Origin of the sequence: Desulfoscipio gibsoniae DSM 7213 (assembly GCF_000233715.2) — a bacterium.
Taxonomy (GTDB): Bacteria; Bacillota; Desulfotomaculia; order Desulfotomaculales; family Desulfallaceae; genus Sporotomaculum; species Sporotomaculum gibsoniae.
This window is the reverse complement of record NC_021184.1, coordinates 53,462-73,343: the sequence shown is the minus strand read 5'-3', so window position 1 is coordinate 73,343 and position 19,882 is coordinate 53,462. Positions and strand designations below refer to the sequence as shown.

22 protein-coding genes are annotated in these 19,882 nt (G+C 42.8%); 5 read left to right on the top strand and 17 right to left on the bottom strand.

From position 1 onward, the window contains the following. Nucleotides 1–2: 2 nt before the first annotated feature. The 14 genes from DESGI_RS00395 to DESGI_RS00330 form a co-directional block, all read right to left on the bottom strand. On the bottom strand, nt 3–764 hold the full coding sequence (locus DESGI_RS00395) for a thiamine pyrophosphate-dependent enzyme (protein WP_006523160.1): 762 nt from the start codon (nt 762–764) through the stop codon (nt 3–5). Nucleotides 765–1,008: 244 nt separating this feature from the next. Next, a complete protein-coding gene (locus DESGI_RS00390) occupies nt 1,009–2,097 on the bottom strand; it encodes a transketolase C-terminal domain-containing protein (RefSeq protein ID WP_006523159.1) in 1,089 nt (362 codons plus the stop codon). Between the two features lie 45 nt (nt 2,098–2,142). Then, the gene (locus tag DESGI_RS00385) at nt 2,143–2,817 is read right to left on the bottom strand and encodes a hypothetical protein (RefSeq protein WP_006523158.1); all 675 of its coding nucleotides are present in this window, start codon (nt 2,815–2,817) and stop codon (nt 2,143–2,145) included. Between the two features lie 159 nt (nt 2,818–2,976). Continuing rightward, nucleotides 2,977–3,243, bottom strand: coding sequence for a pro-sigmaK processing inhibitor BofA family protein (locus DESGI_RS00380; protein WP_006523157.1), 267 nt, complete (start codon nt 3,241–3,243; stop codon nt 2,977–2,979). A gap of 177 nt (nt 3,244–3,420) precedes the next feature. Then, complete coding sequence (locus DESGI_RS00375) at nt 3,421–4,338, bottom strand: UxaA family hydrolase (protein WP_006523156.1); 918 nt, start codon at nt 4,336–4,338, stop codon at nt 3,421–3,423. 33 nt (nt 4,339–4,371) lie between these two features. Continuing rightward, complete coding sequence (locus DESGI_RS00370) at nt 4,372–5,073, bottom strand: FadR/GntR family transcriptional regulator (protein ID WP_006523155.1); 702 nt, start codon at nt 5,071–5,073, stop codon at nt 4,372–4,374. 151 nt (nt 5,074–5,224) lie between these two features. Continuing rightward, the gene (locus DESGI_RS00365; protein ID WP_006523154.1) at nt 5,225–6,958 is read right to left on the bottom strand and encodes an FAD-binding protein; all 1,734 of its coding nucleotides are present in this window, start codon (nt 6,956–6,958) and stop codon (nt 5,225–5,227) included. A 46-nt stretch (nt 6,959–7,004) separates the two neighbouring features. After that, nucleotides 7,005–7,730 carry a succinate dehydrogenase/fumarate reductase iron-sulfur subunit gene (locus tag DESGI_RS00360; RefSeq protein WP_006523153.1) on the bottom strand — a complete coding sequence of 242 codons (726 nt, stop codon included), beginning with the start codon at nt 7,728–7,730 and terminating at the stop codon, nt 7,005–7,007. Between the two features lie 17 nt (nt 7,731–7,747). Beyond that, entirely contained in the window at nt 7,748–8,074 is a 327-nt protein-coding gene (locus DESGI_RS00355; RefSeq protein ID WP_006523152.1) for a succinate dehydrogenase/fumarate reductase transmembrane subunit, read from the bottom strand. Nucleotides 8,075–8,101: 27 nt separating this feature from the next. Continuing rightward, nucleotides 8,102–8,494: a succinate dehydrogenase, cytochrome b556 subunit gene (sdhC, locus tag DESGI_RS00350; RefSeq protein WP_245561136.1), complete on the bottom strand. Its 393-nt coding sequence runs from the start codon at nt 8,492–8,494 to the stop codon at nt 8,102–8,104. Nucleotides 8,495–8,564: 70 nt separating this feature from the next. Continuing rightward, nucleotides 8,565–9,155 (bottom strand): FumA C-terminus/TtdB family hydratase beta subunit, encoded by a 591-nt coding sequence (locus DESGI_RS00345; protein ID WP_006523149.1) that lies wholly within the window; start codon nt 9,153–9,155, stop codon nt 8,565–8,567. A gap of 15 nt (nt 9,156–9,170) precedes the next feature. Continuing rightward, nucleotides 9,171–10,073: a fumarate hydratase gene (locus tag DESGI_RS00340; protein ID WP_207638351.1), complete on the bottom strand. Its 903-nt coding sequence runs from the start codon at nt 10,071–10,073 to the stop codon at nt 9,171–9,173. 149 nt (nt 10,074–10,222) lie between these two features. Continuing rightward, nucleotides 10,223–12,226, bottom strand: coding sequence for a TRAP transporter permease (locus DESGI_RS00335; protein WP_435050877.1), 2,004 nt, complete (start codon nt 12,224–12,226; stop codon nt 10,223–10,225). Between the two features lie 126 nt (nt 12,227–12,352). Next, complete coding sequence (locus tag DESGI_RS00330) at nt 12,353–13,372, bottom strand: TAXI family TRAP transporter solute-binding subunit (protein ID WP_006523146.1); 1,020 nt, start codon at nt 13,370–13,372, stop codon at nt 12,353–12,355. Nucleotides 13,373–13,899: 527 nt separating this feature from the next. On the opposite strand from DESGI_RS00330, the gene DESGI_RS00325 reads away from it, so the two are divergent. The 5 genes from DESGI_RS00325 (at nt 13,900) to DESGI_RS00310 (ending at nt 18,241) form a co-directional block, all read left to right on the top strand. Further along, nucleotides 13,900–14,184 carry a UxaA family hydrolase gene (locus DESGI_RS00325; RefSeq protein ID WP_006523145.1) on the top strand — a complete coding sequence of 95 codons (285 nt, stop codon included), beginning with the start codon at nt 13,900–13,902 and terminating at the stop codon, nt 14,182–14,184. Nucleotides 14,185–14,188: 4 nt separating this feature from the next. Then, entirely contained in the window at nt 14,189–15,355 is a 1,167-nt protein-coding gene (locus DESGI_RS00320) for a UxaA family hydrolase (protein WP_006523144.1), read from the top strand. Between the two features lie 591 nt (nt 15,356–15,946). After that, nucleotides 15,947–16,129 (top strand): hypothetical protein, encoded by a 183-nt coding sequence (locus DESGI_RS24235; protein ID WP_157872700.1) that lies wholly within the window; start codon nt 15,947–15,949, stop codon nt 16,127–16,129. A gap of 120 nt (nt 16,130–16,249) precedes the next feature. Beyond that, the gene (locus DESGI_RS00315) at nt 16,250–17,290 is read left to right on the top strand and encodes an Ldh family oxidoreductase (RefSeq protein WP_006523143.1); all 1,041 of its coding nucleotides are present in this window, start codon (nt 16,250–16,252) and stop codon (nt 17,288–17,290) included. Between the two features lie 222 nt (nt 17,291–17,512). Continuing rightward, entirely contained in the window at nt 17,513–18,241 is a 729-nt protein-coding gene (locus tag DESGI_RS00310; protein WP_006523142.1) for a sulfite exporter TauE/SafE family protein, read from the top strand. 224 nt (nt 18,242–18,465) lie between these two features. Here DESGI_RS00310 and DESGI_RS26345 read toward each other — a convergent pair whose 3' ends face one another. From DESGI_RS26345 to DESGI_RS00300, 3 genes are all read right to left on the bottom strand, one after another. Next, the gene (locus DESGI_RS26345) at nt 18,466–18,645 is read right to left on the bottom strand and encodes a DUF5348 domain-containing protein (protein WP_353740036.1); all 180 of its coding nucleotides are present in this window, start codon (nt 18,643–18,645) and stop codon (nt 18,466–18,468) included. Between the two features lie 284 nt (nt 18,646–18,929). Further along, nucleotides 18,930–19,529: a recombination mediator RecR gene (gene recR / locus DESGI_RS00305; protein WP_041285065.1), complete on the bottom strand. Its 600-nt coding sequence runs from the start codon at nt 19,527–19,529 to the stop codon at nt 18,930–18,932. A gap of 30 nt (nt 19,530–19,559) precedes the next feature. Continuing rightward, on the bottom strand, nt 19,560–19,874 hold the full coding sequence (locus DESGI_RS00300) for a YbaB/EbfC family nucleoid-associated protein (protein ID WP_006523140.1): 315 nt from the start codon (nt 19,872–19,874) through the stop codon (nt 19,560–19,562). Nucleotides 19,875–19,882: the final 8 nt, after the last annotated feature.

Genomic DNA, 19,882 nt, shown 5'->3' with positions numbered 1-19,882 from the left:
TATTATTGTCCCTCCTTCTCCTCCCGGGGACCGGGTACTTTAATTTCCCCTACCTTAAAATATTTAGTCATATCTTGCTCAACAAATTTCCAGGTGTCTTCGGCGTTGGTACGCCAGTTGGTGGGGCAGGTGGATAGTGCTTCCACAAAACTAAACCCGTTCCCGGCCATTTGATTTTCCAGTGCTTTTTTAATAAAACCTTTAAGTTGCTTTATATTGGCCACAGTACCCCGAGCCACATAAGCACCCTCCTGGGTGATGGCCGCCACCATTTCCGGTCCTTGGGTGGGGTAACCCATAGTATTTACATCACGGCCATAAGGTGACGTTTCAGTTTTTTGACCCGGCATGGTAGTTGGCGCCATCTGGCCGCCGGTCATGCCGTACTGGGTGTTGTTAACCAAAATCGCCGTAATCCGTTCGTTACGGGTCGCCGCACTTACCAGGTGTTGTGCACCAATAGCGTAACCACCGCCGTCACCCATATAAGCAACCCCGATTACATCCGTATTGGCCCGTTTGACACCCGTAATTACCGGTGTTGTACGGCCGTGGTGAGTTTGTACAGTGTCTACGTTGAAAAAGTCCACGGACAACAGCGAACAGCCAATGTCACAGCCAAAAACAACCTTATCTTGAATGCCCAGCTCATCAATGGCTTGTCCCAGCGCCTTGAGCACCAGTCCGTGACCACAACCCGGGCAGAATTTATGGGGTTTGGATTCCACACGCCAGCATTTGGGCATGGCAGGCTGTACTGACATTACAAAAGCCCCCTTTCAATCCTCTCAGCAATAATCATAATGGTAATATTAATTTGCAATCTGCAATAAAGCGCTAACCTTAATTGTACCGGTTTTTTATAAATAAACCGTAATATATACCGGTTCCTTGTACCAGCCCTATATCTTTATTTCCGGTTTATATACTAATGTTAACACATAAAACCACAAAACAATTTGCCTAAATTTTCCGGTATTTTTCATAACCGGGCTTGCAAATCTGTCCTTAACCTTTAATTTCCTTCACCCTGGCTACTACTTCCTCAGTGGTAATACCTACACCCGGCTTAAACAGAGAAAGCATCTCAGTTGTGCAACCATAAATAGCTTCTTTTATCAACCTGTCCAGCTGGCCGTTGGCGGATTCTACCACCAGCAACTGTTTGGCTTTGCCGGCTACATCCCGCAGCTGATCCACAGGCAGCGGGCGAAGGGTGATAGGACGGAAATAACCCACCTTGTAACCTTCTTCCCTTAACTCTTTAACCGCTTCCTTGCAGGCACGGGAAACCACACCATGGGATATTACCACCAGCTCAGCGTCATCGGTATCAAAGGCATCATATTCAGCAATCTCGGGTGCAGCCTTGGCGTAATCAGCCAGGTACTGCTCCAGTACTTCAAACAGCTCTTCTTCCACATTGTAAGTATTTCTTAAATGGGTAGGCTCTCTGTCCACTCCCGGCATGCCGGGCCGCCCAACATAAGGCTCGGTTGGCACCATAGTAATGCCCCGTGACGCGGGATCATACATGGTCAGCGACTCCCGCATCTTAGCTTGGTAACCATCACCCAGCACAAAAGTGGGGAAGCGGTATTTCCACGCAGTATTAAAGGACTTAATGGTATAATCAAAAAGCTCCTGGTGGGTGGCGGTGGAATAAACCACCCTTAATCCCTCACCGTTGCCGCCCAGCGTAGTCATGGTAACTTCCTGCTGGGAATAAATCACCGTAGCGGTGGAAGGACCGCCACGCTGCTGCACAATTACCACTACCGGCAGCCGCATTGCCTCAGCCATACTCAATGGTTCCTGCATTAAAGTATTGCCCGGCCCGGCAGTGGCTGTAAAAGCTCTTCGACCGGCCAGCACACCGCCTGCGGTGGTGAATCCCGCTGACAGCTCATCCTCGGTCTGTAGAAACCTGCGGCCATACTTGGGCAGCATCCTGGTCCAGTAATGCATAATTTCATTTTGGGGTGTTATGGGATAACCGTACATAATGTCGGCCTCGGCCGCCACGGCGGCCCAGGCCACCACTTCGTTACCGGTCATGAATACCCTTTTTTCACCCTGAATCGGTTTTTCTGGCATTGACTTGTACACCTCCTGAATCTTGACTCCCATGGAGAAAATTTATTACCAAAATGTGCGCGGCATATACCTTACCAGTTTCCTTACCTGGTGCCCGGCTACATCCACCGGTCCCATTAATGCCGCAATTTCCGGGACCGCCGTGGTAGCCACCACAGGTAATTGCAATTGCCGGGCTGCTTCATCCACCATCCATGCTCCTTGCTGAACTATGTCCACATCAGTTTCGTCTCCCAGATGGCTGTTGTTGATAATACCGTGCACTCTACCCAATTCCCGTATATACTCCACTATATCTGTTATACTGCCCGTCATTGGCCTGGCAATATTTATGACGGCATAAATCTTTAAATCGGGATCCGCCCCCGCTCCTTCAAGTAGGTTAAGGGTTTTAGCACCTTCCACTCCATAACCAATGTCCAGCACAATATCCCCGGAGCGTCGCAGCGCCCAGCGGTTTTCCGCCCTGAGCACATTGCCAGTTTCGCCCAATCCCATAGTGTCCTTAGTTTCCCAGGCCAGCACGGTAATCCCTTTTTGCTGCAGCTCCCTTTTTATGGGACGCAGCGTGTAACACGGCTCAACAATATCCAAGTCCACCAGGGTAACTTCCCGGCCGGCAGCGGCCAGATCAACTGCCCTGTTAACGGCTACTTCACTTTTACCGCTGGCGTATTCTCCAACGTAAGCCTCTACTACCCGCGGGCCAATAATCTTCACCCCCGCGAAATTTAATAATTTTAGTATCTTGTGTTATAGTTTAAATAATCTAGAAGCTTTTTATGATTTTTTTAACACTGTTTTTAGTATATTGCAACAATATTAACCCGTCAAGAAATTAGCTATATTAAAGAATTTTTATACTGCATACCGTATTTTCTAAACAAACCAGTGGCTCAGCACCACCAGCATCACCAGGCCCGGCAAGTGTAAAATGCCCGCCACCAGCACGGTAAAAAGGTTGAAGGCCACATGCATGTTAAAAAAAACCAAGCACCAGTTCAGTAGCGTTATCAGCACCGTACCCGTAACCAGGCATACGGCCAGGCTCAATAACCGGCGCAGCGGCCTGTACATGAAAGTATTTGCAATATACAAGCCAGCCAGCACCGCCAAGACTATAACCGCCAGCTGCCATTCCATCATTTACACCCCCAATCACTTATAAAATGATATATGGGGTAATGATGGAAAAAATGTATAAAATTAACTTAGGGAAGCAGCAATATATATTTTTTATGGTTAGTTTAACAACCACCTTTTTCCAGTTCTAACTTATTATGTGTGATTTCGGTAAAAATTAATAATCCCAGGTACTGCTGATCAGATTTTGAATATTTCACCCTTAGTCAATTTACCGGAAGCGCTAGCAATAACTTCATTTAAAATTAATAAACTATAATCCTTAATATCATATTTCTGATAGTCAAGCTCAGATAAATTCATCTCTATTTCATCTTGCAAGTAATTATAAAGCTCTTTATCAGCTGTTATATTAACAATCGGTACTAAAGAGTGAGCAGCCGGATGTGAGCGGTCAGATAACGAAATTACAAGTTGAGCCCCTTTTGAGGCAAAATTCAACAAATCTTTATATTGATTACCCGAATAATTAATTTCATATAGACCACCCTGTTTATCAACAATATTATCACCGGCTTCTAATTTTTTCACTACAGGGTAGTTATTGATTTTATTCTGTTTATTTGTTACTCTTTTTGCTGTAATAATACGGCCGTTATTTTTTATAACATGCTCAATGAAATAATATAGCAGGTCTTCCATTTTAGAGTTTTTCTCATTTTCCTCATACACCAATCCCAATATCAACCTTGACAAAAATACAGACTGGCGCCGGAAGGTACTGACTTCCCTTACCAGAAGCATAGCTTCTCGGCAGGCTTTAGTGGTAGAATCAATTATCCCCCCGGATTCGCTTATATTTATTACCACAACCGGTTTGCCAATTTCAGCCATGATTTTAACCAGTTTTTCAACAATATCACAGGAACCCGAACCCAATACCACGGCACCAGCTGTGTTTGGGTTTTTAATCATTGTTACCAGATAATCGCCATAAAGTTGCCCCATAGTAGGACCGCTTACAACCGGAACAGCATTTAAAATAATACCCGCAACATTTATGCATATTCTATCTGTTTTAAAATCAGTAGATATAATTAATATTTTATTCCTGACACCAATATTACCGTCAGGTCTGATATAACCCAAAAAATTCACAGCTTGACCACACCCTCACGAATTTGGTTTTTATTAATCCGTATTACCTTGATTTTCCATTGTTTTTTCAACGCTTTCTATATGATCGTACATGGCCTGTTTAGCCTTTTGGGGGTTTCGTTCACATATGGCGCTAGATATTGCTTCATGATCATTAATTGACATTAACGCTCGACCTGGAATTATCGCGGTCTTAACGCGAGCCTTATCTAAAGTATCAAATAAACCCGACATTATTTTAACCAAGACATCGTTACGTGAAGCTTCTATAACTGCTGCATGAAACTTTTTATCATATTGATTTGCAACAGCTATATCAAGTTTTTGCTTATTTAAAAATTTTACCTCTTTAATTATTGTCTTTATTTCCTCGATCTCTGTTTCACTTGCCCTTTCGGCAGCCCAAGCTGCGGCTTGAGTTTCAAGCACCTTTCTTATTTCGAATAGCTGCTTCATTTCTTTATTACTTAAAACAAGGGCATCCGCCGCATTACTGAGAACAGAATCAAGGGTAGCTTTTTTCGCAAAAACACCGTGTCCTTTTTTAATCTCAACTAAACCCATGGTTTCTAAAATTCGAATTGCTTCCCTAACAGAAGTACGACTTACATTAAAGATGTCCGCCAGTTCCCGTTCAGGTGGCAGTTTATCACCTGTTTGCAATTTCCCGCTCGCTATAAGATCGCGAATTTGATCTACAATTCTTTGAGCTCTACTTGTTTTTTCGGTAACCACGGGATGAAAATAACCTAATTTAATATCTTATCCCTCCAATATGTTTTAAAAAATAGGTATTTTAAAAATTGGCGTACTTCCATATAAGTTTACCAAAAATAAGTCCCACATGGAAATACGCCATTATGGTAACTATTTTTAAATTGCGATTCTAGTACTGTGGATTTACTTTTCTTATATCCTCGACGGAAAAACGCGGTGCATTAATAGGCTTAGTATATTGTTCTATTTCCATTTGACCCTTATTTTTTTGGTGTATATTGACCAACCATTTATCATTATCTGTTGATGCATAATCAGATCTATAATGAGATCCGCGGCTTTCCGTTCTTAGCAGGGCTGCACTAGCCACCATACGAGCTACAGTAATCCAATTAGTAACGTTTATTATATCATTCCATTCCATATTGTAACTGCTAAGGGTTCTGTTGTAAACATAGGCGATACCCGCCATTTCCAACAACTCGTCTAACCGGCTTATCGCTTCCTCAAGTTTTTTACCATCGCGTACCACGCCAACTTTTTCCCACATCAAAGTCTTTATTTCATCCCTGATCGTGTATATATCGACACCACTGGTGCGCTTATAATATTTAAGCCAACGCTGTCTTATTTCTTCCAATTGTTCCTGCCTGTATGGACGTAAATGTTCTTGTTCGGCCAAGGCCGCTGCAGCATCTCCCGCCCTACGGCCAAATACGGTTGATTCACATATGCCATTCCCCCCCAATCGGTTTGCACCATGCACACCACCCGAGTCCTCCCCGGCCACCAGCAAACCTTTTAAATTTGACTGGCAATGAATATCAATTTTTACACCGCCCATTTGAAAGTGCGCTGTTGGGCTAACCTCTACAGGTTCCCTTGCCAAATCTTTACCAATATCATGAACGCGCTCGCACATGCCGGGGAATTTTTTCTCTACAAATTCGGCCCCAAGATGCCTCATATCAATCATTACACCACCATTTTCAGTTCCACGTCCGGCCATAATCTCCATGTAACCCGCCCGGGCAACGCGGTCACGTGTGGAGCGTTCCATGCGTTCGGGGTCGTATCGTTCCATATATCTTTCACCTAAACCATTAATCATATAACCGCCTGCACCCCTCAAACCTTCCTCCAACACGCTTCCACTAAGCCTGGATTGACCTGCCAGCAAACCTGTAGGGTGGAACTGCAACATCTCCATATCCACAAATTCTGCCATAGCACGGAAACACATAGCCATACCATCGCCGGTTTTATCAAAAGAGGGGGCGGATATTTTATACATTGAAGCCGCTCCGCCAGTAGCTACCACAACAACCTTGGCATTTACAACAAATATTTCCCCGGTTCTGATATTAGCCATCACTGCGCCTACCACACGGTCTCCTTCCTCTGTGGTTAACAGATCCAGGGCACGTGTTTCTTCCAGCACTTTAATTTTATCTTCTCTTCGAAAAATCTGATCCGTTAAACGGGCTATAATTTGAATACCACTTAGGTCAGCAACGTGAACTGTCCTGTCAAAGGACTGGCCGGCAAATGCCTTCTGGTGTATTTTCCCATCTTCGGCTCTGTCCCAAAAACAACCAACTTTAATGTCCAGCTCGTGTACTGTTGCAGGTGCATCATTTACCAGCGTCCAGGCCAGATCCTGGTTATTAACGTACCCACCACCCTTAATTGTGTCCAAGAAGTGCTTCTTAACAGAATCATCAGGGTTAAGCACTACGTTTAAGCCACCTTGTACCATACGACTGCATCCACATTTTCCTATTAGTCCCTTGGTCGCCAAGACGACATTTAAGCTAGGGTTGTTATCATAAACGTGTAACGCTGCAAATAAACCAGCTCCGCCACTTCCCACGATTAATACATCAGTTTTTATTTCTTCCACAAAAAAACACACTCCTCGCAGAGTTTTTTATAGCTTCAGAATATGCTCATTTAAAGATTCCAAACTTCTTCATTACACAACGCTTTTTCAACTGCTGTATAGACTGGGTGGGAATCAGTCCTTTAGGACACACTTCCGCACAGTTAAATTGGTCGTGACATCTCCACACCCCATAGGAATGCCCCACTACTTTTAATCTTTCCACTCTGATTATATCGCGCTTATCCGCGATAAGGGTATAAGCCCTGTTAAGAGCGGCGGGTCCAAGGTATTCCTCGTTTGTGGCAACCATTGAACAAGCGCCGTAACAGCAACCACATGTAATGCAGTCAAGCATTGCGTCTATATTTTCCCTTTCGTCTGAGTCCGGCCTAATTACTGCTGGTTCTTTTGCATCCGGATTATTAACGAAATAAGGCTTAATTTGTTTCCACTTCTCAAAAAATGGTTCCATATTCGTTGCCAAATCTCTAATGATGGGTAAATTGGGAAGCGGCATGATAGTTATTTCCGAGGAACCAAGGCTCGATACCTGGGTTCGACATGCCAACCTGGGCCTTCCGTTGATATACATCGCACATGAACCACACATACCTATCCGACAGGAACAACGGAAAGCCAAAGTTTTATCAATATAATTTTGCACATGCATGACCACATCAAGAACCGCCATATTCTTTATGACCGGCACTTTAAAAGTATCAAACCTGGGCTCCGCGTCGACCTCTGGATCATAACGAAATATCTTGGCAGTTATTTCTTGTGAAGACAATCAACTCGCCTCCTAGCTTATATAATATATTGCAGGACCGAATACATCCCTGACACTAAAAGAGCCAACCCAACAACCAATAATATGCAAATAGTTATTAGCCGTGCCTTAAGTCCCATATCAACCATAACTGCATATAATCCGTTAAAGGCATGAAACAGCCCAAATAAAAGCAGCAGGGCATAAAGCACAATATAGGAAGCTGATGTCAATCTGCCTTTAGCTTCATCAAAACTAATTACTTCTACAGGGTTTGTAACGTATATCAGCCATACGTGCAAACCTAAAATAATCAACAATAAAGCAGCGCTAATTCTCTGAAGTAACCAAACCCAAGCATTCATAAAACACACCTTCCCCCATTATTATTCTTAGGAAAGTTTCAGGAATATAACATAAATCCATATTGCAGCACCGATAACCATGGTCACCCAAAATATTTCCTTTTGTCTGCTAAAGCCGATCCCAATATCAAATAACAAAAGACGAATGCCGTTTAATCCGTGATATATAACCGCCCCCACTAACAGGAGTTCCGCGTAATGGAGTATAGTGTTACTCATTAGATAAGACAGGGTAGTATTGAATGTTTCAGCCCCACTTATTAATGAAGTAGCCATGGTTGTAACATGAATCATTATATATAGTAAAAGGCCAATGCCAGTTATACGATGTAGCAACCATGCCCACATCCCCACTGCACTCCAAACCTGACTGCGGTTCACATATCTGTGGTAGGTTGCTATACCCTGTTTTGACATCATTTTCCCTCCTTGAAAATTGTTGCACTGTTTCAAGTCCGTGGACATTAATGACCACGGACTTGCAGTATTATTAAGCACCAATTTTCTTATATATTTCCTCTAACTTTGAAACTGCTTTCGCCTTAACATCAAAATATAAATTGTTACCGTAAGAGTCCATTGCCACTATAAGCGGTCCGAAATTATTTACCTTAAATTTCCAGATAGCCTCAGGCATCAGGTCCTCCCACCACACATCTTCGATTTCCAATATCTTATCGGTTTCCCATGCAGCCGCTCCACCAACGATTGCCAGATAGCAACCGCCGTGTTTTTTCATGGCCTCCATACTTGCTTCCATCATGCCAGCCTTGCCAATAACAGCACGCACTCCGTATTGTTCCATAAGTCCCGGAGTAAACCTATCCATACGACTGCTAGTTGTTGTCCCAATACAAACGGGTTCGTATTTACCTTCACCAATTTTACGAACGTTTGGGGCTGTATGAATACATGCCGCCCCGGTTAAATCTGTCGGTGCAGGAACTTTACCGTCAAACATACGAATTAAATTCGCATCTCTGATACCGAAAATAACACCTTCTAATGTTACCTTATCCCCAACTTTAAGCTTTCTTACGTCTTCTTCGGTTAATGGAGTCTTTAGAGTATACTCAGCCATTATTTACCCCCCCTTCTAGTAACCGACTTGGTAACTACTATCTGCACTAATGACCGCCCTGGCACGACGGGCAGGCCAACATTGAATATTGATAGCCACCGGGTTCTGGGTAATGTGCGTATAAGCATGTTCCACATGTACGTCAATTGCAGTATTAACGCCACCCAAACCCATAGGTCCTATCCCCAATTCATTAATGGCTTTAAACATTTCTTCCTCAAACGCGGCCATTTCAGGATCGGGATTTCGGGAACCAATTGGACGTGTGACTGCAGCAATTTTAGCTAACTTCATGCACAGGTCCGCAGTACCGCCTAAACCAATACCTACCACATACGGAGGGCAGGGATTGGCCCCAACATTTTTGGCAATAGTTTCCAGTATAAACCTCTTAACCCCTCTAACACCTTCGGCAGGGATAAGCATTTTCAGGAAACTCATATTTTCAGAACCGGATCCTTTGGGTACCATTAATATTTCAACCTTGGCATTATCCTGGACCACATCATAGTGAATGGCTGGTATGCGATAACCCGAGCTATTTTGATTGTTTTCCCGTTTTAAGGGTGAAACTACGCTGGAACGCAACGGGTGCTCAACGGTCGCCCTTTGGCAGCCTTTTATTATTGCGGCCTCAAGTTCTACAAAATCAATGCTTAATTTATTTCCGACCTTTACAAAATAAATGGGGATGCCCGTGTCCTGACAAATTAGGCGATCATTTTTATCAGCAACACCGATGTTTTCCAACATTGTGGCCAATACCTGTTTACCGGTTTCTGTTTCCTCTTTATCATACGCTTCTTTCATAACCTGCCTTACGTCCGAAGGCAAATCTTTTAAGGCTTTAATATATAGATCTTTACATATTTCTTCAATTGTCTTATAAAATGAATTTGCCACTTGCTGTTTCAACACTTGTCCACCTCCTAAATATAATTAATTCATTAAACTAATCAGCTGACGACCATTTTACATAGATATACCGCCTCCTTCAAAGAATGCCTATTTATAAGGCAATTAAGTAGGTAACGATAAAATTAAATACAAAGTTAAATCTTTATAAATTAAGTTGTTGCTTTACTGCTAGTTGTTGTTTTACCAAAGGTCTTATCCCTGGTGATAAATAGGAAAACAAACATGACAATAGCCGCGATAAAACCGATATAGTCGGTAGTAGGATGGGCCAATAAGAGCATTACTGCAATTCCCGCTATAAGCAAGCGCTCAATGAACCTCACTTTACGCACCATCCAGGCCTGGAAGAAACTGGCCGCAAAATAAAACCCGATAGTGACGGACAAAACAGCTCGTATTATAACGCCGATCTCTCCTTCCAGTAACATGGCCGGCACGTAGGCGAATATAAAGGGCATAATATATAATGGTTGAGCAAAAATCAAAGCAGTTATGCCTGTTTTCATTGGTTCAGCCTTGGCAATGGCAGCGGCTGCAAAGGCCGCCAAACAAACGGGCGGGTTGATGTTGGCTATCTGGGTAACCCAAAAAACGATTAAGTGAGCGGCAAGCAATCCAACGCCAAGTTCTTGCAAGGCGGGTGCTGCCAAAACGCCTAAAATAATATAGGAAGTTGTAGCGGTAACACCCATTCCCAATGCATACGAAGCAATACCCACAAAAACAATTGCCAGTGGCAAAAAACCGCCTGATAGTGACAAAATAATGTCTGTAAATTTAAGACCGAGACCTGTTAAATAAACGACACCAATGATAATACCAATAGCGGCAACCGTTGAGCCCACAATCAAAGATGATATTGCGGCTTTTGTGAGCGCGTTATAAATATCTTTAGGACTCATTCGGGTATTCTTATTCAGGTAACTGCATGCCACGGTAAGCACGCAACCTATAACTGCCGCCATAGGAGGGGAATACCCCGCCACCAGCATATAAATTATGACACCGATGGGGACAATATAGTACCATCCTTCTTTGAAGATCTTTTTAGGATCCGGCAACTCCTCTTTGGGTAGACCTTTAAGGCCAAGGTTTTGAGCTTGGAAATCAACCATCAGATACAAATAAAAGTAATATAGAGCTGCCGGGATAATGGAAACCACAACAATATCCCAGTACGGTATGCCTGTAAACTCAGCCATAATAAAAGCACCGGCGCCCATAATCGGAGGCATTATCATCCCCCCGGTTGATGCTACTGCTTCAATGGCTCCGGACATATGTGGCTTATATCCGACTTTCATCATGAGCGGAATGGTAAATGTGCCCGTGGTGACCACGTTAGCGGTGGCACTACCGTTAATACTACCCATAAAACCGCTGGCCAGCACGGCTACTTTAGCCGGACCACCCCTTGCCCTACCCAGTAGAGCATAGGGAAGGTCGATAAAAAACCGTCCGGCCCCGGATGCTTCTAAAAAAGTACCAAAGGTGATAAACAGAAACACAAAGGATGAGAAAATTGAAGCTACGCTGCCGAACATACCATAGAGTGACGAGTACATAAAGCCCGCCATTCTGCTTATTGAAAACCCTTTGTGGGATAAAATGCCGGGGAAATAAGGCCCCAGATACCCGTAGGCAAGAAAACAAACCGTAACTAGAAAAAGCACTTTACCCGTTACCCGTCTTACTGTTTCCAAAGCCAGGACAATGGCAATAATCCCCATAATCAAATCCGGAGTGGTAACAAAACCGGCACGGTAGGACATCTGGGGATACATAATTATAAAATAAAGCATCACCATTATCACTAATGCGCCCAGTATACCATCCATTACCGATATCTTGTGACCGGGCGATTTTTTGGTTGCCGGGTAGATCAGGAGGCAAAGGAACATGCTGATTCCAACATAAATCCCTCTACTAGCTTCGGGGGCGGAGACTCCAAAGGCACCTTGCCACATAAAATAAAGGGTAAACAAGGCAGCAATTAAAGCAATGAATTTTCCTAATGGGCCTTTTAAATCCCTTTTATTAGTGACCCCCTCAAATTGCTCGATCATTTTTTCCATTTCCTGCTCGGTCATACTGGATTCAACGGTTTTACCCAATTCATTTTTGCCGGGTTCATTTTTATTACTCAAAGTCACACCTCTTTTCCAAATACCCCAAATTACATTTCATAAACGCCTGCCTACATATTTACCTTGAGCATTGTTTAATTTGACTGGTTCCCAATTAAGAAACCAGTCAAATTATCAAAAACCTTTTACCAATTATTCAATAAGTTCCGCCGGAACTTCCATACCCTTTTCCTCGAAAAACTTTACAGCCCCGGGGTGAACCGGAACGCCAATTTCTTCAAAATTAATCATTGCATTTTCCAAAGTCATATCCTCGGCCGCTTGATTTGTTTGCAACAGACGTTTCTGTCCATCTTCTGAATATATAACTGTTAACATATCATAGACAACCTGGTCGGATATGTCTTTGTGGACAACCATATAAACAGGGTTGCCGTACATTGCGACATCTTCATCTTGACCCGTGTAAGAACCGGCAGGGATAATGGTCTCTGTATAGAAGGGGTATTTTTGCGAAAAGCCCACTTCCTCCCCTTCGACCGTCGGGTCTAAAAGATTAATAGGGGTTACTGCGGCTATATCCATCAATGACGCCATGGGTACCCTGGAAAAATAACCGAAAGCAGCAATCTTTTTATCTTTAAATGATGTTGCCTGGTCATCAGGAGGTAAAAACATCGGTTGAACCTTGTCCCACATTCCAATAGCCCTAAGGTAGGATTCAGCAAAAACGGCTGCGCCAGAACCTTGCGGACCTATCCCTAATTTTTTACGTTCTAAATCCGCAAAGCTGTTAATTCCACTCCCTTCATGTACAGCCCAATGGTAAATGGCATCCCATGCAAAGCTTACTGCTCTAAAATCTTTTATCTCTTGCCCCTCGAAATATTCTTCGCCATTCCATGCCCAGTACATTTCTGAGGCATTGGCCCAAGCAAAGTCAGTTTCACCCGCTTGGATTAGTCTAAGGTTTTCAGCAGAACCACCACTTGTTTCAACTGCTATTTCATAATCAGTGGCATCCTGAACTATACTGGCAACTCCACCACCCATGGGGTAGTATGTACCACCAGTGCCCGCAGTGGCGAAGCTAAAACTAGTTTTATCGGCCATACTGTCGCCACTTGTACCGCCACATCCCGTTACAACCAGGCTTAAGGTAATCACAGAAAGAATGACTAGCCATATAAAACTCTTTCTTTTCGGGCGCATTGACAAGACCCCCTTTTAAGTGTAATTACTTTCATTTTCAATTTTGCTGATTGTTTTATTTTTTTACTCTATATCCCCCCCCCAACCCTGTCTTTGATGTGGTCCAACCTCTTACACCATACACCGGACATCCTACTTAATACACAATAACAAATTGTGAAAGAAATTACAATAATTATTTCGGGTTTTTTGAATCTATTTCATAAATTTATAACTTTTATACAGTATTTTGAACAAAAGTCGTAAATATATGTCAATATTTTAGGCTAAAAAAATTGAATTAGGTAGGTGTCTATCACTAAAAATTATATAATTTACAATTTTGCTATTTACAAAAGCAATCTATTGTGTAAAATAAGAGGTATAACCACAGACCTCACACAACAGTCCAAACCTTTAATTTATTGGTAGCTATTTTAATTAAAATTTTAGGGAGTTAAAAGGGAACATGCATATTCTGGGGGTGATGGTATTTTTAGTTAGTTGTCCATATTATTTTGTTACGAATCTTGAAAGGAGGAAGGCATATGCAACATCCGTATTTTATTGTTCATGACGAAAAGGACAATGTTGGCGTAGCAGTAAAAGAAATTAAGGCGGGAGAAAGCGTTGAAGGTTGGATTATGTCCAACAATACTACGTTAACCATAACATCCAAACAAGACATAAAAATCGGTCATAAAATTGCTTTAAGCGATGCCGATGCAGGTGCTATGATAATTAAATATAATAAACCAATTGGTAAAGTTATTGCTGCAATAGTAAAAGGAGAACATGTTCACACACACAATTTAAAGACAGCGAGGTGGTAATTTTATGTCAAGTTATAAATTCCCAAAATTCTTTGGCTACCGTCGTGAAAATGGCAGGGTAGGTATCCGTAATTACGTGGCTATTTTATCCTTAGACGACCTTTCAAACGCCGCATGTGAAGCAGTTTCAAATAATATTAAAGGTACTTTAGCTTTACCTCATGCTTATGGGCGGCTTCAATTTGGGGAGGATTTGGATCTTACTTTTCGGACATTGATTGGATTTGGCAGTAACCCAAACGTCGCCGCGGTAGTAGTGATAGGTATTGAACCTGAATGGACAAAAGTAATAGTGGATGGTATTGCCAAAACCGGCAAGCCCGTTACCGGCTTTGCAATTGAACGTAATGGCCAACATAAAACCATAGAAAGGGCATCTTGGAAAGCCCAGGAATATGTCCAATGGGCTTCAGAAATACAAAGAGTTGAGTGTTCAGTGGACGAGTTATATGTATCAATAAAATGTGGCGAATCTGATACAACTTCCGGTTTGGCATCCAATCCTACAGTGGGCCGATCAGTTGAAAGACTTTTGGAAGCCGGGGCAACCGTGTCCTTTGGCGAAACTTCTGAAATTACAGGAGCTGAGGATATTTGTAAAGCACATGCTGCTACACCTGAAGTAGGTGATGCTTATTACAAAATGTGGAAGGAGTATAATGACTTTATAGTCAGTCAAGGCGTAGACCTTGTAGGTTCTCAACCCACTAAAGGAAATATTGCCGGTGGACTAACTACTATTGAGGAAAAAGCTTTGGGGAACTTACAAAAAATTGGCAATGCCAAATATGTGGGCGTTCTTGGGCCAGCTGAGGCTCCAAACTCCAAAGGTTTATGGTATATGGACACATCTTCTGCCGCTGCGGAAGCTGTAACTCTTTGGGCTGCTTCCGGTGCGGTAGTCCACCTTTTCCCCACCGGGCAGGGTAACATTATTGGGAATCCCATCGAACCCGTAATTAAGCTTTCCGCCAACCCCCTTACGGTTGTAGATATGAAGGAGCATGTTGACGTTGATGTAAGCGGTATTCTGCGCCGTGAAATGGACCTTGATCAGGCAAGTGATGCACTTCTTGACATGATGATTCGCGTTTGTAATGGTAGATTCACCTGTGCCGAGGCTCTCGGACATAGGGAATTCATTATTACAAAACTTTATCGTAGCGCTTAAGGCATCCTCCTCCCCAACCTCTATATACATGCATTAGTTAGGAGTTGTGAGAAAGATTCTCACAACTCCTAACTCTTAAATACCTTTTGCCCAGAATTTTATTAGCATACATACATAATTCCCAATAATTTTATAATATCTTAATATCCATATATTATTTTACACATACAAACATTTTATTAGGACTTGCTGAACCGAACCTCAACCCAGTTAAAGCACCATAATGTTGGTTTACTAAAAGTCAGATACCCGTCATTTAGCGAGATTACAAGATTTTCTACCGTGATACATTGGGTTGTAACCGACTTTGGCACCTTCCTGGCCACCAAATACGGTAACCACGGTATCGTCAAAGTCAAGCCAAACTTCCCGAGGGCTTTTCCCATATCTACTTTCACAGCCTGGTTTAATACCTTGAGCTTATTAACTTCCTATGGGGATAGCTTAGCCAGCAGGTAACGTATATTTTTTTGTCCGGCATTTGGTTAATGCCTTTGGTCTTTTTGTAACACGGGTCATATTTAAGCCCGTTCATATGTTCAAATAATCTTACGGCACCTAAAGCGCGCAATCACTTAGGGTATCAGCCAATTGAATAGAACTTTAACAGCAGTTATGATGCCGGTTAACTGTAAAGTGTTTTTGCAACAGTTCCTTTTAACCGATAGCATTTTTAAAGGTTTCAAACAGCCCAAAGTTGCCGTAACTGGTGATATTGTGGTTGTCAAAGGTGGCGAAAAGGTTTGTTTTCCTAGCAGAAATGAATCTATCTGAACTCAATTACCAAAGATATGATATCAGGGACTATAGTTTATTAATTTTAAATGAGCTATAGCTACGGCCTCCGGTAAATTAACCAAAGGTGAGATATTATAATAAGAAGGTGTTTGTTTTATGGATGCTACTTTTTCAGCAGAAACACTGCAACTGTTTTGTATTAACCTGCTTGTGAAATCAGGAGTCCCATATGGGGATGCGGAAGTTGTAGCTTCAGTAATTATAGATACCAGTTTAGATGGTATAGATACACATGGAATAAGCCGCCTTCCGGTTTATTTAACATGCTTGCAAAAAGGGCGTATCAATTGCAAACCAGAAATTACAGTAATAAAAACCGCCCCGTCGGTAGCTATTATTGATGGTGATAACGGCCTGGGGCAATTGGTGGCTGTGCGGGCTATGGAAGAAGCTATGAAGATGGCCCGGGAAACGGGAGCAGGAGTAGTACCGGTACGACACAGTAACCATTTCGGTGCCGCCACATATTACTGTAAAATGACCGCCGGTGCCGATATGTTTGGTATGGCTTTTACCAATTCTCCTCCGGGAATACCGCCATGGGGTGGGAAAAAGCCCTATTTGGGTACAAACCCCATTTCCTTCGGTTTCCCTACCGGGGAAATACCTGTGATTGTGGATATGTCCTCCTGTAACGTGGCCAGGGGCAATATTATCCTTGCCGCCAGAGAAGGCCGCGCCATTCCGAAAGGTTGGGCCATTGATGATAAGGGCAAACCAACTACGGATGCTAATAAGGCGCTTGAGGGTGCTATGCTACCATTAGGTGGCGCAAAGGGATATGCATTGGCCTTAGCAGTGGAAATGTTATCAGGAATAGCGAGCGGTTCGGCCTTTGGACGTCATGTGGGTTGGATTTATAACGATAGCATGGAACCGGCTGATGTAGGGCATTTCTTTATTGCTATAAATATTGCAAACCTAATGCCTGTACCGGAATATATTGACCGGGTGGAGCTAATGAAATCCGAAATAAGGTCGGTGCCTTTAGCGGAAAATTTTGATCGCATCTTTCTCCCGGGTGAACGAAAACAAATAAAGGCAACACAGCGTGCTAAGGAAGGCATACCAATTAAATCCGGTGTATTGAAGGAACTAAATAAAATTGCTATTTTATTGGGCGCGGAAACGCTTTAACTAACACTTTTTCGATGTAGATATCCTTAGCCGAGCTGAATCATTATAATATTGTTCCAAAGTGGTTAGTGGTTATACGGATTACACATATAGCAATATTTTGGTATGCTTTCGTAGTGATAACTTTAATGTCTGCATAATGGGGTTAAATCCCTCGGTTTCCAGCGAAACCTTTAGCTCACGTTTGACACTACTCCACTTAAAACGAAAAGAGTGTCTTCAATGATTAATATTTTACCGGCAATTGCAGCGTTTTTGGCTGGATTTATCAAAACAACTTTTGGCGTTGGGGCTGGCGTATTTTTAACGCCTATACTTTCTATTGTAATGGATCCAAAAACTGCTGTTGCAATCATGGCACCAATGATGCTTCTATCGGATATATCAACGCTAGGCTTACATTGGAAAAAGTGGGTGATCAACTCTGTTAGTATGTTAATTCCCGGATGTATAATAGGAATTGTCTTAGGAACTTATTATTTAGCATGGGCCTCTCCCATCGTTATTCAAAGGACTATTGGTACAGTAGCGATTATATTTTCAATGTTACAGATATTAAAACAACAGAAAGCGGATTATTTTAGTAATTTAAAAATGGGATCTTATTACGGTGTCGCAATAAGTGTTATTGCGGGGGCAGCATCAGCTATCGCCCACTCTGGTGGAATAATAATTACCATTTACCTAGTAACGTTGGGATTAAAAAAACATACCTTTGTAGCAACACTTACTTTATTTCTATTTATTTCTGATATCGTGAAGATATTTTTATATTATAAACTTGGTGTGCTAACCACAAACATATTAATAGACGGGGTTATATTAGCACCCGCACTTTTCATAGGAAGCTGGTTAGGCAGCAGACTTATTAACAAACTTACAGATAAGCAATTTATCATAATCATAAATGCTTTAATATTTATTAGTGGACTTATACTGGTTTTGAAATAATAACCATATTTATACCATGGGACTCCAAAAGGCCGGCGGCCTTAACATCCACCCTGCACGTGGGGTTATATAAATACCGACGGGACGGCTCCAAAAAACATGATTAATGTATACCTCGTCGGGCTAAGAATTGTACCACGCGCAGGGAACTCGTCTGTCAAGACTGCCCTTCGGCGCCTCCTGCTATGAGCATAAACACCTCAAGGGCTTACCAAAATACATATTTAAATCCTTTTACTTGACACCGAATCTATATAAGACACCTCTATTTTTACATATTGTTCTTTTGGGTGTAGCCTGAACTTTAAATCATCAATAAACACATACCAATGTGTATCAAGTTCCACCCTGGCCGGAATATAGCGGTTAGCTACGCGAATAGACATACAATCACCATAGTGAATAGTGCATCAGTAATTACCTTTCTTAAAGACATTCCAACGATCCAATTCTTTATCATACCCAATCTGGTGTACTTGTTTCTTTACTATGGCCCTCCTCAACTTTCTTTGCATTCAATCAGAATCCGGGATACATCAATCGCATCTATTAACTTTTCCTTGCTGACAACGGCATTTAGTAGACAGGCCGTACATACATTATTGATTTCCCTAGCAATATCCCTGGTGTGGGAATAAATAGCCTCAATAGCCTCCGTGGTAAAGACGGAGTTGTCCCGGTGGTAATTTTATTCAATTTCCCGTCGTCCTTCTATGGCTCTGCCCAGGGTTACTTCATCGGCATACTCCAAATGGGCTCCCACCGGCAGGCCCCGGGCCAGCCTGGTTACCTTAATGCCCAGGGGTTTAATTAGCCGGGCCAAATAAAGCGCCGTCGCATCCCCCTCAACATCCGGGTTGGTGGCCAATATAACTTCCTGAACCCTACCGCCCGCCAGCCGAGCCAGTAAACTCTTAATATTCAGCTCCTCCGGCCCCACACCGGCAAGGGGTGAAAGGGCACCGTGCAATACATGGTAGACACCTTTAAAACCCCGGTATTTTTCTATAGCCACCACATCACGGGGATCCTGTACCACACAGATTATTCCATTGTTACGATTCTGATTAGTGCATACCGGGCAGGGATCAACATCAGTAAGATTGCCGCACAAAGAGCAACGCCGCACCTTTTCCCGGGCTTCCCTAATAGCATCTGCCAGTCTGACGGCCACTTCCGGGGGAGCATTTAATAAATAAAAGGCCAGGCGTTGCGCCGTTTTGGATCCAATCCCGGGTAACCTGGCCAATTCACCGATCAAGCGTGATAACGCACCGGCGTATTGCATTTGCTTCACTGTACTGGCTCCCTTTACCGGTTAAAATAAACCGGGTATATTAAGCCCGCCGGTTAATTTGCCCATTTCCTTGGCCATCATATCCTGGGCCTGTTTTAATGCTTCGTTAACCGCAGTTAAAACCAGATCCTGAAGCATTTCCACATCTTCCGGGTCCACCACTTCGGGCTTAATTTCCACAGCTACGATTTCCTGTCGTCCATTGGCCACCACCCGCACCACACCGCCGCCAGCAGTACTTTCTACAGTACGATTACCCAGTTCCTCCTGCATTTTGGCCATGTCAGCCTGCATCTTTTGTACTTGCTTCATCATTTTAGCCATATTTCCACCCATCTTCTGTA